This window comes from Bartonella sp. HY328 (assembly GCF_025449335.1).
GTDB lineage: Bacteria > Pseudomonadota > Alphaproteobacteria > Rhizobiales > Rhizobiaceae > HY038.
On the sequence record NZ_CP104883.1, the window covers coordinates 469,944 to 485,142 of the forward strand.

At 40.8% G+C, this 15,199-nt stretch carries 14 protein-coding genes; all 14 read left to right on the forward strand.

The window, feature by feature from the left end; translation table 11 throughout:
• Positions 1-330: 330 nt before the first annotated feature.
• The 14 genes from N5852_RS01885 (at position 331) to N5852_RS01950 (ending at position 15,198) form a co-directional block, all read left to right on the forward strand.
• Positions 331-1,323, forward strand: a complete 993-nt coding sequence (locus tag N5852_RS01885) for an aldo/keto reductase (RefSeq protein WP_262098683.1) — start codon at positions 331-333, stop codon at positions 1,321-1,323.
• Positions 1,324-1,679: 356 nt separating this feature from the next.
• Entirely contained in the window at positions 1,680-2,192 is a 513-nt protein-coding gene (locus tag N5852_RS01890; protein ID WP_262098684.1) for a hypothetical protein, read from the forward strand.
• Positions 2,193-2,313: 121 nt separating this feature from the next.
• Positions 2,314-2,811, forward strand: a complete 498-nt coding sequence (locus tag N5852_RS01895) for a hypothetical protein (RefSeq protein WP_262098685.1) — start codon at positions 2,314-2,316, stop codon at positions 2,809-2,811.
• 71 nt (positions 2,812-2,882) lie between these two features.
• Positions 2,883-4,250 carry a hypothetical protein gene (locus N5852_RS01900; RefSeq protein ID WP_262098686.1) on the forward strand — a complete coding sequence of 456 codons (1,368 nt, stop codon included), beginning with the start codon at positions 2,883-2,885 and terminating at the stop codon, positions 4,248-4,250.
• Between the two features lie 28 nt (positions 4,251-4,278).
• The gene (locus N5852_RS01905; RefSeq protein ID WP_262098687.1) at positions 4,279-4,596 is read left to right on the forward strand and encodes a hypothetical protein; all 318 of its coding nucleotides are present in this window, start codon (positions 4,279-4,281) and stop codon (positions 4,594-4,596) included.
• A 17-nt stretch (positions 4,597-4,613) separates the two neighbouring features.
• Positions 4,614-5,966 (forward strand): PBSX family phage terminase large subunit, encoded by a 1,353-nt coding sequence (locus tag N5852_RS01910; RefSeq protein WP_262098688.1) that lies wholly within the window; start codon positions 4,614-4,616, stop codon positions 5,964-5,966.
• 56 nt (positions 5,967-6,022) lie between these two features.
• Positions 6,023-8,065 carry a BaGTA-type gene transfer agent portal protein BgtI gene (locus tag N5852_RS01915; protein ID WP_262098689.1) on the forward strand — a complete coding sequence of 681 codons (2,043 nt, stop codon included), beginning with the start codon at positions 6,023-6,025 and terminating at the stop codon, positions 8,063-8,065.
• Positions 8,066-8,142: 77 nt separating this feature from the next.
• On the forward strand, positions 8,143-9,066 hold the full coding sequence (locus tag N5852_RS01920) for a hypothetical protein (RefSeq protein WP_262098690.1): 924 nt from the start codon (positions 8,143-8,145) through the stop codon (positions 9,064-9,066).
• A gap of 210 nt (positions 9,067-9,276) precedes the next feature.
• Positions 9,277-10,314 carry an alpha/beta hydrolase gene (locus N5852_RS01925; RefSeq protein WP_262098691.1) on the forward strand — a complete coding sequence of 346 codons (1,038 nt, stop codon included), beginning with the start codon at positions 9,277-9,279 and terminating at the stop codon, positions 10,312-10,314.
• Positions 10,315-10,644: 330 nt separating this feature from the next.
• Positions 10,645-11,736 (forward strand): BaGTA-type gene transfer agent major capsid protein, encoded by a 1,092-nt coding sequence (locus tag N5852_RS01930; protein WP_262098692.1) that lies wholly within the window; start codon positions 10,645-10,647, stop codon positions 11,734-11,736.
• Between the two features lie 132 nt (positions 11,737-11,868).
• Entirely contained in the window at positions 11,869-12,297 is a 429-nt protein-coding gene (locus N5852_RS01935; RefSeq protein WP_262098693.1) for a hypothetical protein, read from the forward strand.
• A gap of 227 nt (positions 12,298-12,524) precedes the next feature.
• The gene (locus N5852_RS01940; RefSeq protein ID WP_262098694.1) at positions 12,525-13,223 is read left to right on the forward strand and encodes a phage adaptor protein; all 699 of its coding nucleotides are present in this window, start codon (positions 12,525-12,527) and stop codon (positions 13,221-13,223) included.
• A gap of 83 nt (positions 13,224-13,306) precedes the next feature.
• Positions 13,307-14,773, forward strand: a complete 1,467-nt coding sequence (locus tag N5852_RS01945; protein WP_262098695.1) for a gene transfer agent protein BgtE — start codon at positions 13,307-13,309, stop codon at positions 14,771-14,773.
• Positions 14,770-15,198, forward strand: a complete 429-nt coding sequence (locus N5852_RS01950; RefSeq protein ID WP_262098696.1) for a hypothetical protein — start codon at positions 14,770-14,772, stop codon at positions 15,196-15,198. Before N5852_RS01945 ends, N5852_RS01950 begins: the two co-directional genes overlap by 4 nt.
• Position 15,199 lies beyond the last annotated feature (1 nt).

The following is a 15,199-nucleotide window of genomic DNA, read 5'->3' on the forward strand; positions in this document are numbered from 1 at the left end:
TGCCATGATATGTTACGATTTGTCCATGGTTTCTATGATTACATTATTGTGAGTTCTATACGAAATTGTGAACGCTGATTAAAAATTATTTGTGAAAAGTAGGTTGCGATTTAATAGCAAAAAGCAAAGAGGCAAGAAGTTAGAACTTACTGATTAATTAGTTATACTAATAACTCTCATTACTTTTTATAGCATTCTCAATAAAATATTTAACGGCTATTGATGGTGTCAATCACAATGAATAGCGATCATGTGTTGCTGCAATTTGTGAATAATTTTTAAAATGAGCAGATCATTACGCTGTATCATTGCTGCTAATTAGGAGCTGTTATGAAATATGTAAAATTTGGGGCCACTGGCTTAGATGTATCAAAAATTTGTCTTGGTATGATGAGTTTTGGCCAACCGGGCGAACAAAACGGACTATTTCCGTGGGCTAAAGATTTTGACGCGGGTAAAGAGACGTTTAAAAAAGCGGTTGAACTTGGTATTAATTTTTTTGACACCGCCAATGTTTACCAAATGGGAAGCAGCGAAGAGATTACTGGCCAGTATATTAAGGCATTTAATCTTAATCGTGATGAAATTGTTGTGGCATCGAAGGTTAATTTTCCGATGCGCCCTAACCGTCCTAATGGTGGTGGCCTATCACGCAAAAATATTATGACCGAGATTGACCATAGTTTAAAGCGGCTACAATTGGATTATCTTGATGTCTATCAAATTCATCGTTTAGATCATTCCACCCCTTATGAAGAAACCATGGAAGCATTGCATGACGTGGTGAAAAGTGGCAAAGTTCGTTATCTTGGTGCTTCTTCGATGCATGCTTGGGAATTTGAGCGTTTACAAAATATTGCTGAAAAGAATAATTGGACCAAATTTGTTTCCATGCAAAATCACTATTCGCTTATTCATCGCGAGGAAGAACGGGAAATGATCCCGCTTTGTGTTGACCGCAAAGTGGCCATGATCCCGTGGAGCCCTTTAGCGGGGGGCCGATTAACCCGTCCGTGGCAAACCGTAACCGATCGTTCAAAGATTGATAATGTATCGCCGATGGTTTGGGGTAATAGTGAAGATTTGGATAAGGTGATTGTTGATAATGTTGAGACCTTGGCAAAAAAGCGCGGTATTTCCATGGCGCAGCTTAGCCTTGCTTGGATGTTAAGCAAACCGTTTATCACTTCACCCATTATCGGAACAACATCACCCCATCATATTGATGAAGCGGTAAAAGCCCTTGATATTTCCCTTAATGATGATGAAATTGAGTTTCTTGAACAAGTTTATAAGCCGCATCCGGTTTTAAGTGTATTTTAAATACTGATTTTTTGGAAGTTATACAGCGGATATTTTATAAGTATAACTTCCATTATTGAGACCTTTGACCTTCTGTGTAAAGCTTTATTTGAACCAATTGACCTAGGGTTTTATTTTCACGGTCATTTTTGAAAAGTTAATTAATCTAAAGCGTATTGATTGAAAATAAAATGTGCGTTTTTAGTAAGATTGATATTAGTTTTATCACTATGGTAAAAATTACTTAGTTGCGTTGGTTGTAATATATGGATAAAAACCATTACAAAAATTGATAAACTATAGTGATGACTTTGAGTGGTTTATCAAAGGATCAAGAATATTTTTATTCTTATAATCAATGAATTGGATAAAATATAGTGATAAATAAAATCAGCCAAAATGCTGATGAAGATGTGTTTTTTGGTCATCCATGGCGCGGTATTGTTGTCGTGCTTATCTTTTTGATGGTTGCACCGCCAATGGAATTACTTCTATTTGCGTATTGTCAATATGAGTGGGGTAGTGATACCAAATTGCTCGTTGAAATGGTTGATATTTTTAATATTTATTTTTTACCAAATGTAAAAATTTCCTATTCATTTTTTGTTGCGCAAGCGGTTTTAGCTGGACTTTATTGTGCATTTTTCGTTGCTAGAGGACAGGCTCTTTCATGGCGGCAAGCAGTTATAGCTTTGAGTGTATTGGAGCTTGCGACAGAATTTTTGATTGAAATTATAACATTCTACTTTCGGGATATGGCTTTTGATGGTTTGTTATTATTTGTCACCTTGTTACAAGCGATATTTGCAGCTTCCATTTGTTGGCTAATTATACGCCTATTAAAAATTGATCAATTCATAATTTTGAAAAAGAATAAATCGGCTTATTAAAGAAAAAGCTATTTTTTTGTGCTATTGATGATTAATAACATATAAGTAGCGTGCAGATAAGTTTATGAAAATTTTATGTAAGCTATGATTGATTATGTGAGCGATTATCAGGTGTGGTTTAATGAGTAATATGACAAATAATTCAAATCCTAACGAGGTTTTCAGCCATCCTTGGCGTGGTATTTTGGTTTTGTCTATTTATTTGGTTATATCGCCACCCTTACAAATGTTGGTATTGGTGTTTTTTGATCATTCTTGGATTGGTGGTTCAGACCTTTTGATTGAAATTACAAATGTTTTTAAACAGAATTTTGTCCCTCGATTGATGAGTTCTTATTCACTATTTATGGCACAGGCTGTTTTTGCAGGTCTTTGGTGTGCTTATGGAGCAGCGCAGGGTAGGGCTTTGAGCCTTGGAACTGCAATCACCTCTTTGGTGGTTACAGGCGTTGTTATTGAGCTAATTACCCAAGTTATTGTTGTGCTTGTAAATCATACTGCTTTTATCCCTATGCTTTTATTGATTGCGGTTGTGCAAGGCATTGTTGCTGGCTTTATTTGTTGGTCGCTTGCGCGCAAGTTAAAATTGGCGCGTCCTGCCGATGATATAAAAAGTTGAAAAACCCTTGCCCTATTTATTAAAGGCGAGATGTTTGAGTTAGCGAAATTGGCTTTAAGGATGCAATTGACGTGGTGGAGTTTTCAAAAGATTCAACATTTTGGTATGCGCGATTGGTGCAGGCCCTGTTTATATTCGTCGGTTGTCTTGTTTTTATGCCGCCGCTATGGGCTTTTATTTATTTAAATATCACGGGTGTTTTTTCTGGTTTTGAGCTATCTTTTTCGCAAATTTTAGCAGTGACTTTAATACCTTATCCTAAAAGTTTACTAACTGCTTTTTTTATTGGTTTGGTTTTAGCTTTTCGCAGTGGCACATGGGGGAGCATAAGTCTTTTATTTGCAATTTTAACCAGTTTTATCTGCGCCTTTATTATTATGATAATAACGGCAATTTTGCAGTATTTTTGGCCGCAATGGATGAATGATACAGGCTTTGGCGGCGAATTTAATTTTGGTTGGTTGGTTGCTTTTGCTGCTAGCGGCGCGCTTTATTATTGGCTTTTGGTGCTTTCTGGGTTTTATGATCGCTATCAAATTGATGAGCGCCCCAATCTTATCGCTGCTTTTTGGGCGGCTTTAACCTATGGTATTTTTACGCCAGTTTTATATTTAATGATCACTTTAAAGCTTGCCTTTGGTAGTGCAATTGCTGCCATTGCTTCTGGTCCGATTAAACAGGTGCAAGTTGAAACGACTGCTTATTTAATAGCGGCGTTGCTAGCCTTTGCTATTGCCAGCCTTATGCGGCGTTTTGGCCGACTTACCCCTTTGGCGATATTAGTTTTGCCGTGGGTGGTTTGTGCTGTTCTTTTATTGCTGCGCTTAATTGCTTTGCCAAGTGAGGTGAGAGGTGATTTAAGCAGTTTTTATATTTGGGTCTTTATATGGCTTGCATTTTTGACTGGCATATTAAGCTTAGTGGTTTTCTATTTGCTTGGCATTATCGGTAAGAGGCAAGGTGACGGTTTAGGCCGAAATATCGCGCTTTATGAAGGGCAAAGCATTTTAGGGTCGGTTATCGCCGCTAGTTTTATATTTGCAGTAATGACGCTTGTTGCGCCGATTATTTTGCATTTTACCAATCAAAGCTTGCTCGCCATTTTTATAGGTTATCCGCCAAGTGGCTATTTATGGCGCAATATTTGGATTGCCTATGTACAAGCTGGTTGTATTTTTGGCGGTTTATTAGCAATTTCGGTTTTTATGACTGGACGTCTGAAGTTTAGTGTATTTTTGGGCTGGGCGATTATTGCCTGTTTGCTTGGCTCTTTATTGCCGATGCGTCCATTTATTTTATCATTTGGCTTTTTCATCGATAATATTGCTTGGCCGATGTTGTCCTATCTTTGTGTAATCATCCTATGTTGGGTGATGTTGATAGGGCTTGAGCGCTTTGGGGTGCTTGCGCAACTGCGCAATTATTTGAAAAAAGTTTAACTGCAAATTTCTTATAAAAAGGTGATTTATGGTAAAACGGAGTGCGCCGCGCCGCCGTGCCAATACGCATGGCAATAATATTGAGCGTGAAAAACTTTGCAAAGCAGTTTTGAGCGCGGCAGAAGCTGCAGGCAAACAATTTGGCGATAATGGGCTTGTTTCTTACTTAGAGGCACAAGCAATTGCAACGCCTAGTCCTTTTTTGACTTTGCTTGGCAAGGTACTTGCTGAGGATAAATTAAGCGAAGGCGCTAAAATAACCCATATTGAAATTATTGCACCGCAACTTGAAGACGTTGTCCAAAACGCTATTGGAACGTTGGATATAAGTGAAGATAAGGTGTGATGACATGTTGAGGTAATATGATACAGCCAAAAAGGGTAAAGTCACCCAAAAATCAAAAATCTATTGCGCAAATTGAGCTGCCGCAAAAGCTTGTTGCGGTTTTTGCAGGTAATGCGCGTTATCGCGGCGCATATGGTGGGCGTGGTTCTGGCAAGACAAGGTCTTTTGCAAAAATGGCGGCAGTGAAAGGTTATCAACTTTCTTGTGCTGGTGAGGAAGGGCTTATTATTATTGGTCGTGAATATATGAATTCCTTGGAGGAATCGTCTTTTGCTGAAGTAAAAGCGGCTATTTTATCGCTGGATTGGCTTGCACGTCATTATGATGTGGGTGAAAAATATATTAGAACCAAAGATGGTCGGATTTCTTTTGCGTTTGTTGGGTTAAAACATCATCTAGATTCGATAAAATCTAAGGCGCGGATCCATCTTTTATGGGTGGATGAAGCGGAAAAATTATCGGAAAGAGCTTGGAGTAAAGCTATTCCTAGTGTGCGCGAAGAAAATTCTGAAATATGGGTGACTTGGAACCCTGAACGTAAAACAAGTGCAACCCATTGCCGTTTTCGTGAACATCCTCCAAGCGGCGCAAAAATTGTTGAATTGAATTGGCGCGACAATCCGTGGTTTCCTGAAGTTTTAAATTTAGAACGCTTGGAAGACAAGCAAAAGCGACCAGAGCAATATGCCCATATTTGGGAGGGTGATTTTATTGGGGCGGCGGAAGGTGCTTATTTTGCCAAATCTTTGTTGACTGCTCGTGAAGAAGGGCGCATTGGCCATGTCGCGCGCGATCCTTTAATGAGTGTCAAAGCTTTTTGGGATATTGGCGGTACGGGCGCGCGTGCTGATGCAACGGCCATTTGGATAGCGCAATTTATTGGGCGTGAAATTAGAGTTTTAAATTATTATGAAGCGCAAGGTCAGCCACTTTCTGCCCATATTGATTGGCTGCGGCAAAACTCTTACGGTGATGCGCAGATGGTTTTGCCCCATGATGGGGTGACCCGTGACCGGGTCCATGATGTTAGTTTTGCCGGTAGCCTGCGTGACGCAGGCTTTTTTGTTGATATTGTTCCCAATCAAGGGGTAGGTGCGGCGCGATTGCGTATTGAAGCGGTGCGGCGTTTATTTAATGCTATTTGGTTTCATGAAGAAACAACTAAAGCGGGAATTGATGCTCTTGGCTGGTATCATGAAAAGCGTGATGATAACCGCCAAATTGGTCTTGGGCCAGAGCATGATTGGTCAAGCCATGGCGCTGATGCTTTTGGCTTAATGTGCGTGGCTTATGAAGCGCCGAATGACAAACAGATAAGCCAACGCTATCAAAATGGTCGATATAATTCATCATCATGGATGGCCGGCTAAAAGAGTTGAGCCAATTTATTTTTGGCGCTGCGATAAATATTTTCAAGGATTGTAAGATGGATAGAAATGAACATGCTGACTTTAGCGTGCATGATATTGCTGCGTCTAAAGATACTGACAAAGAGCTTGGCAATGAAGCATTAACTCAAAAACTCATTGGCTGGTTTCAAGAAGACATTACCCATTGTGCTGCATGGCGTGTTCATGCCCGTGAAGATTATGCTTTTTATAATGGTGAGCAATGGGCGGCTGAAGATATGGCGGTTTTGCGTGAACAGCGCCGACCTGTAATGACGTTTAACCGCGTTGCACCACTGGTTAACGCCGTGATTGGCTCGGAAATTAATAATCGCCGGCAAGTGCGTTATATCCCGCGCGAAATTGGTGATAGTATTGCCAATGAATTATTAACCGGTGCTGGTGAGTGGTTCCGCGATCAATCGGGCGCGGAAGACGAGGATTCTGATGCTTTTGCCGATACAGTAATTTGTGGCATGGGCTGGACGGATACGCGGCTTGATTTTGAAAATAATCCCGATGGTGATCCATTAGTCCAGCGTTTGGATCCTTTAAAAATGGTTTGGGATTGCGGTGCTGTGAAAGCAAATTTGGGTGATGCGCGTCGGCTTTGGTATGTTGATGAAAAGCCGCTTGAAGATGTTAAAGCGATGTTTCCTGATATTGATAGTGAGCTTCTTCATGCTGATTGGGCTAAGACTTTGGCTCATGATCCACAAGGCGCGCATATTCATCAAGCTGGTTCTGCTTATAATGACAATAATGATTATGGATTTTCAAAAGATGATCGGGGCCATAAAATGTGCACTCTGGTGGAGTGCCGCTATGTTGAGCGTGAGAATTTTTATCGTGGCCCCGATTTATTAACGGGGAACCCACGTGAATATAGCCAATTGGAACTAGATGAAATTTTAAAGCGATTTAAGGACTTTCCCTTTATTAAACAAAGCCGCAAAGTTGTAAAACGCGCATTTTTAGGGCGCACTTTACTGGCTCCGCCCGATAGTCCTTTGGCACCCAAAGGCATGTTTGGCTGGGAATGTATTACCGGCTATTATGACCGTATGAAGCGGCAATTTTATGGGGTTGTCCGTACGGCAAAGGATCCGCAACGCTGGTCAAATAAATTTTTTAGCCAAGTGATGTATTTGCTAAACAGTCAAGCCAAGGGTGGTATTATGGCTGAGCGCGGTGCATTTGAGGATGACCGTCAAGCGGAGGATAGTTTGGCGCGTGCCGACCAAGTGACCTGGATGCGCAATGGGGCTTTATCTGGTAATGCTGCGCGTATCCAGCCAAAGCCAGTGGCGCAATTTCCATCCGGCTTTTTTACTTTGTTTAATGAAAGCAAAGAAGCCTTGACGCAAGTGACTGGCTTGTCGCCAGAATTTATCGGTACGCGAGAAGTGAACCAACCGGGGGTTTTGGAAGCACAAAGACGTCAATCATCTTTAAACCTTTTGGCGTCTTTGTTTAATTCGCTGCGCCGTTACCGCAAACGCCAAGGAACCATTGTTCTTTATCTTTTGCAAAATTACCTATCGGATGGGCGGCTTGTGCGTATTATTGGTGAAGATAAAAGCCAATATGTGCCGTTAACGCGCGAGACCATTGCCAATAGAAGTTATGATATTATTGTTGATGATGCGCCGACTAGCCCTAATGAAAAAGAACGTACCTTTGCAATTATTCAGCAAATGTTGCCGATTTTACGCGACTATATTACGCCAGAAATTGGTATGGAAATATTGCGATATTCGCCGCTGCCAGCGTCGCTAATTGACCGTTGGCAACGTTTGTCAGCAGCACAAAAAGAGGCAATGCCAGAGCAAAATGCAGCTCCTTCTGAAGCAGATATAAAATTGCAGGGTTTGCAAGCCGATATTGCTGGGAAAACTGCCAAACAACGCCTTGAAGTTGAGGCAAAAAGCATTGATCTTTACATGAAGCAATTGGAAGCAGAAGCAAAAGCGCGTGATCTTGCTTTAAAAGCGGCAAGTGACGCGCAGAGCCTTGCTGTTGCGCAGGAAAGAAATGCGATTGCTCGTCAGCGAGTAAATAACCAACGCGCCAATTCTTAAATAGCAGCGTCAACTTTTAATTCAAAATTCCTCTTTGATAACATGCAGCCCTTGCTGCAATGAATAAGGATGTCAAAATGCAAGAAGCAGATGTAGTTTTAAATGATGTTGAACAGGCCTATTTTGAAAGCCGTGGCGCCACCGGATTAGCAAATGAAAGCGGATTAGCAAATGAAAGTGGGGAGCTAGATGAAAGCGCAATGGATGTGGGGGAGTTGGATAATAGTGCGCTGAATGACAAGAGTTCCAAAGAACCGATTATGCAAAAAACGGTACCTCATGCAGCTTTGCATGCCGAGCGGGAGGAGCATAAAAAGACGAGGGCTTTGTTAAGTGAATTACGTGAAGAAGCCGAATTATTAAAGTCTTTATTAGATACAACATCGCAAAAAAAATCACCCAATAATGAGAGTGATGTTCCGCCTGATCCAGAAAAAGATTTTATTGGTTTTACCCGTTGGCAAGCTAATGAAATTAAGCGTTTGCGTGAGGATATGGCAGCTGAAAAACAACGCGAAAATGATGCGCGACAACAAGTTGAAACCGAAAACGCTTTATGGGGAGAATGGAATAATGCGCTTAGCCAATCTCGCAGCGAGATTGGTGATTTAGATACAGCTTTGAATTTTTTAGGGCAAGCGCGAGATAATCAATTAAAAGCATTAGCTGGTATTGATGGACGGTTTAATGATGCTGGTTTTAGAACAAACCAAATGCGCAATGAACTGCGCGATATTGTTGCTGCAAGCTTAAAGCAAGGTGAAAATCCAGCCAAAGCCTTATATGAAGTGGCCAAAGGCTATGGTTATGGGGGACAAAATGGTGCGCGTTTCAAGGCTTTGGGTGAAGCGCAAAATGCCGCGCGAACTCTAGCAGCAACCAATGGCCGCGATGCCGGTGATCCAATGCTGCTAGAAACGCTTGCCGGACTTTCGGAAGCGGAGTTTGCCAAATGGTATGATAATAATCGCGATAATTTCCGCAAAATGTTTGGTGGCTGATATTTAGTTTTTTGGTATCGTTGATGAAAACATGTCTGTAAAATTTGCTTAAGTTTTATAGGCATGTTTTGATAACTAATTTATGAATTATTTTAATATAAGTTATTGATTTTAATTTTAAATTTTATGTTGCAATTTTTTTTAAAATCCATTTATTGGACTATATTACTATTTTTCTTAGTGGTAAGTTGCTATTTAATGGAGATATTTATGAATAAAAAAAATATTTTAGCATTTCTCGCAATAAGTCTTATAGGCTTAACCAATTATGCAGTAGGTGAAGAACGTAAAGTTCCAGAGCGAATATTGCCAGTGCCATCGACTGTAAGTGAACAAGCGAAGGTTTTGATGGGTGTGCCGCCATCATCACTAATGCTTGCAACACCAAAAACAGCGGATGAATGGCAGCAATGGGTGGCTGAAAATACTAAGCAGCTCCAAAAAGTTATGCCAGTATTCAAAAAGGCTTTTGGTGTTGAGGTAGAAAAGTCTCAAATTGCTGATGTTCCTGTGTTTATTGTAACGCCAAAGGTTATAAAACCTGAAAATACAAACCGCATTATCTTACATTTTCACGGCGGTGGATATGTGCTTAACCCCGGAGAAATTGGCGCTTTTGAAGCGATAGAATTGGCAGGGCTTGGTGGTTATAAAGTGATTTCAGTGGATTATCGTATGGCACCAGATCATCCTTATCCTGCTGCAATGGATGATGCTTTTGCGGTTTATAGTGCTTTGGTTAAACAGCATGATCCAAAGAAAATTGGTGTTTTTGGCTCATCAACTGGTGGTGGTATGACTTTAGCGCTTATTTTGCGTGCCAAATCTGAACAGATTGCGTTGCCAGCTGCAATTGCACCAGCTACCCCGTGGTCTGATTTAACTAAGACAGGTGATAGTTATTTTGTCAATGAAGGGGTTGATAATGTGCTTTTGCGCTATGATGGCTGGCTTAAGGGGGCAGCTGAAATTTATGCGAATGGTCATGATATGAAAGACCCACAATTATCGCCTGTTTATGGTGATTATCATGATTTTCCGCCAACTTTATTGACTAGCGGCACTAGGGATTTGTTTTTAAGCAATACGGTGCGTGTGCATCGCAAATTGATTGAAGCTGGAGTTGAAACGGACTTAGTTGTTTTTGAGGGACTTTCACATGTGCAATTCTTATATGGGCCAATGCCTGAAATGACCGAGCATTTTGGCGATGTCAGCCGGTTTTTTGATAAGCATCTGCAAAAATAAGTTAAGCCATAAGTTTTATATCCGATTAAAGAAAAAATGCGCTGGTGAAAGTCAGTGCATTTTTTCTTTGCAAATCTAAATTAGCCGTGAGATTTGTTTATTAAAGGCTTTCGTTTCGCAAAAGACGTTTTTTTGCAATTTGTTTTTGTGATCTTATGTTGCAAAAGCAAAACTTTATAAAGCTTGATTAAAGCTGCGCTTATTGCTGCGTTAAGCAATCACCCATCAAAATTTTAAAAAGTTTAACAGGCGGTTTTGCCCTTAATTGGGCATAGATCTCATTTGTTGGGTGTTTATTTTTTTCCAATTCATTTTTAGGAGAAACAGCACATGGCTGTAACCAATATTGATGTCAATAATCCTTTGGCAGTTAAAACCTGGTCGCGTCAGCTTGCGGCAGAAATTTCAAAAGCGACAGCGATTGCGCCGCTGATTGGCACATCATCTAGCAGTATTATCCAATTAAAGGATGAGACTTCCAAAGGGGCAGGCGATAAGGTGACTTTTGGACTGCGCCGCCAATTAATTGGTGATGGTGTAACTGAAGGCACCGAGCTTGAGGGAAGTGAAGAAGCCTTGAGCACTTATAGTGACAGTTTGATGCTTAACGAACTTGCCCATGCCGTACGGGTGAAAAATGATGGTACGATTGATGCGCAGCGCGTGCCGTTTAACTTGCGTGAAGAAGCCAATGCTGGTCTCGTTGATTGGTATGCCGACCGCTTGTCAATGACAGCATTTTTGCATCTTTGTGGTTATACTGGCAAAACACTTAATTTTGAAGGCAATTCGTTAACCCTATCATCGGTTCATTATGGTTTTAACCAACCAACGGCGCCGACGGTTAACCGCGTTTTCCGTGCCAATAACAAAGCCAATGAAGCAGCACTTGCGGCGGCAGATAGCTTTAACCTTTCTTTGATTGATCGCGCTGTCGAAAAGGCAAAACTTGCCAATCCTAAAATTCGTCCAGTGCGTATGAATGGTGAAAATGTTTATGTGCTTTATTTGCACCCAACACAGGTTACATCATTGCGCACCAATACGTCCGCAGGTCAGTGGCTTGATATTCAAAAAGCTGCCTATATGGGGTCACGGTCAAAAAATCCGATTTTTGATGGCTCACTTGGTATGTATAATGGCGTTATCTTGCGCGAAGCTGAACATATTATGCCAGGCCTTAGCGATACTGGTGTTGAATTGCCGAATGTACGCCGTGCGGTTTTACTTGGTGGGCAAGCCGGTGCGATTGCTTTTGGCAAGGATCGCTCTGCTGAAAAATATAAGTTGGTTGAAGAACTGTTTGATTATCAGCGTGAATTAGGTGTTGCTGCAAAAACTGTTTTTGGCTTTAAGAAAACAGTGTTCAATAATGAGGACTTTGGTTCCATCGTTATTTCAACCTATGCCGCACCTGCATAATAACATGATTTAAATTATGGTAAGGGCAGGCAAACCTTGCCCTTACTTTTTAAAAGGGAAATATTTTTTTGCCATTTTAAAAACTAAATCATGTTCAATATTTAAAATTCTATTTGGGATGGGGGATATATTGTGAGGATTTTGGTTTTAAAAATAGTTTTTATTGTTTTTTCGTCTTTTTCGCTTGTCAATGTGAATATGGCTTTTTCTCAAAATGTTGATAAAACTGATTTGATAGGAAAATGTTTTTATCAAATTATAAAAGATTCTGAAGATGTATATTTAGATCCACTTTGTTTTGAGGAAAAAGTTTTTAAATTACCGCGCTATGTGAATAGCCTTTTACCTGACGGTAGCCAAGAGCATGGTTATTTTTATATGTATTGGCATGATTGGTTTATAAAAGATAATCAATTATTTTTTCGCAGGCCTAACAATAATGGTGCAGGTTCATGTGTCATAACACTTGAAAAAGAGATCTTAACATTTGGTCGATGCGAAAATGAATGGGCAACACTTAGAGGCAGATGGCGGCAGGGAAAAGTAAAAGACGATTTATAGCATTTGTAGTGAAGGATAAATTAAATTTTTGTGCCTTTGCAATGCAATAACGAAAATTACTGAAATAGAGGTATTAGCGAAGGTTATTGCTTATAAGTTTCCGGACTTGGGCAGTTGACCGGAATGCAATCCGATTAAGCTCCTGATTCATTTCCAATCCAAAATATTTTTATTACTTTCAAATGCGTTTTGTCATTTGATTGAATGATGACCTATGCGAGGAATAAATGGCAGTTATTGTAACAACGGGTGGTCCAATTTCAGGCATACCCACGGTTTTGGCACCGCAAATTAAGACGTTTACTGATTTGATTAATAGTATTTCTGATGATCTTGATGACACCAATAATGAATATTTGGCGCAGATCCAAGAAGCAATCTTTTCCGCTATCCGTTTTTGTGAGCGTGAGCCTTTTTATTTTAATGAAAGTCGTGAGGTAAGTTTTTTTACCAAACAAGATCAGGAATTTTATTCAACTGACGATAATGAAGCGATTGCCACCCTAGCTGGTCTTTCGCAGGTTTATTGCCAAAGGGATAATAATCACTATGTGCTTTTAGCAGCAAAACCGCCGGAGTTTATGGAAACGAGGCAAGGCAATGAGCGTGGTGAACCTATCTATTATAGTTATTTTGGGCAAAAATTACGCTTCTATCCTATTCCCGACACAGCCTATCAAATAAGATTACAATTATCGCCGGTGCGATTTCGCAATATTACTTCGGCGAATGAACCGAACCCTTGGTTTTATGAGGCTTTTGATTTAATTCGCGCTAGGGCGAAATATGAGCTTTATAAGGACATTTTAAAAGATGGCGATATTGCTGCAAGTGCCTTGAATGATTTTTATGAGCAATTAGCCGCATTAAGAGCCGAAACTTCGCGCCGCAATGGCCGAGGCCGCATCTATCCGACAAATTTTTAAATTTTCAGCATTTTTAGGAAAAGAAAACTCTGCTTTTCCGTCACAAAATGTTTCTGCAAATTGCCTTTTGAAAGGAAAAGTCGATGGCTTTTTTTCCTATTGCTGAATATCGCCCTGATGTTGCTGATATAAATGGACAATTTACCGATGATATTCGCAATGTTATTCCTGCCGATGGCTCTTATATACCAATGCCTTCTTTTGAAGTTTTTACCGGTAATTTGATGGCAAAGCCCTTAGGTGGCATTGCTGTGCGCGCCGTTGATGGCACAACGCTTATATTTTGCGGTACTGACACTGGTCTTTATATGTTGGATAATACTGATTTAACCTGGAAAAATATTGGCAAAGAGGATTTTAGCTATTCGGCCAATGAAGATGCGCGTTGGAGTTTTGCGGCCTTTGGCAATTATGTCATTGCGGTGAATAAAAACGATGCACCGCAAGTCTTTATCATTGGGCAAGTAAGTCGGTTTCGTAATCTTGGTGGTGATCCGCCGCGAGCAGGTTTAGTGCGGGTTTGGGGTGACTTTGTGTGCCTAATGCAATTGCCTGATTTTCCCAACCGTGTTCATTGGTCGGGGCTTAATGATGCGGAATGGTGGACGGTAGGGCAAAAAAATTGCGATTATCAAAATTTTCCTGATGGTGGCAATGTTCAAGGTTCTAGTGAAACAACAAATCCTATTGTATTTTTGCAAACTGCTATTTATCGCGCCACCTTTGTGCCCGGCTCTGACATTATTTTTAGTTTTCAAAAAATTCACGATAAACGTGGTGCGAAGTCAGCCGCTTCGATTGCTTGTCGGGGATCTTATGCTTTTTATGCTGATGAGGGTGGTTTTTTTCAAATAGGCATGGATGGTGCAATTAGCCCAATTGGCTTTGAAAAAGTAGATCGCAGTGTTTTTTCTAAATTAAATGCCGTTGATATTTCCAGCATGTTTGGCGCAATTGATCCATTTTATAGCCGTGTTTACTGGATTACCGATTATTTGGGGACCGGCATTTTTCGTGAAATGCTGATTTATGATTGGGGATTGCAACGCTGGTCTTTGGTTAATGTTGAGACTTGCGGCATTATGCCAATTTATAATGCTGGCTATACGCTTGATGGCTTAGACCGTGTATCAATGAGTCTTGAAACCTTACCATTTTCATTAGACAGCAAGGCTTGGCAGGGCGGCGCACCGATTTTGGGGGCGTTTTCGGCAGATTATCGGCTTGGTGCATTTTCTGGCACTGGGATGGAGGCAATTGTTTCGTCGCAAGAGATTGGCTCAACCGCTGGTAGTGTGCAACGAATTAGCTCAGTGTTTGCTGCCATTGATACCGATCAGGCTTTTTTATGTGTTGGAACACGATTTCGCCGTAACCTTTATGACCCAATTCGATGGGGGGTGGAAAAATTGCCCTCCTATAATAGTGGCCGCTATCACATGCGAGCGCGAGGGCGTTTTCATAAATTTCGTTTGCGTGTTCCAGCCGGTGAGGTTTGGAAACATGTCAAGGGTTTTGATGTTGATTTTAATTTTGCGGGGATGCGATGAGCCTATCAATCTATTTAACCAGTGAGTGGAGCTTTGAAGAAATTGCGCCATATAGCAAGGCGATAAGCGAAGCCATGAAAAAACTGGAGCTGCGTTTTCCAGATGATATTAGCATTGCAAATCTTGCCCGCAACATTGCCGAGGGTGTTGAGCAGCTATGGCTCATTTTGGATGAAAAAAAGGACTTTGTTGCTTTTGTTACAAGCCAGAGTGAGGTGACTGAAACGGGACGGAAGCGCTTGCTTTTACTGGAATTGGCGGGTGAGGGCGGGCCGTTTATTGCTGATTTAATTCAGCCAATTGAAGTTTGGGCGCGAAATAATGGCTTTGATGAAATTTGCCCGATTGGGCGACTAGGTTGGCGCAAAGCTTTAGCAAAACATGGTTATGCGGCAAAATTTGTCCGTTATTATAAGGAGCTTTAAT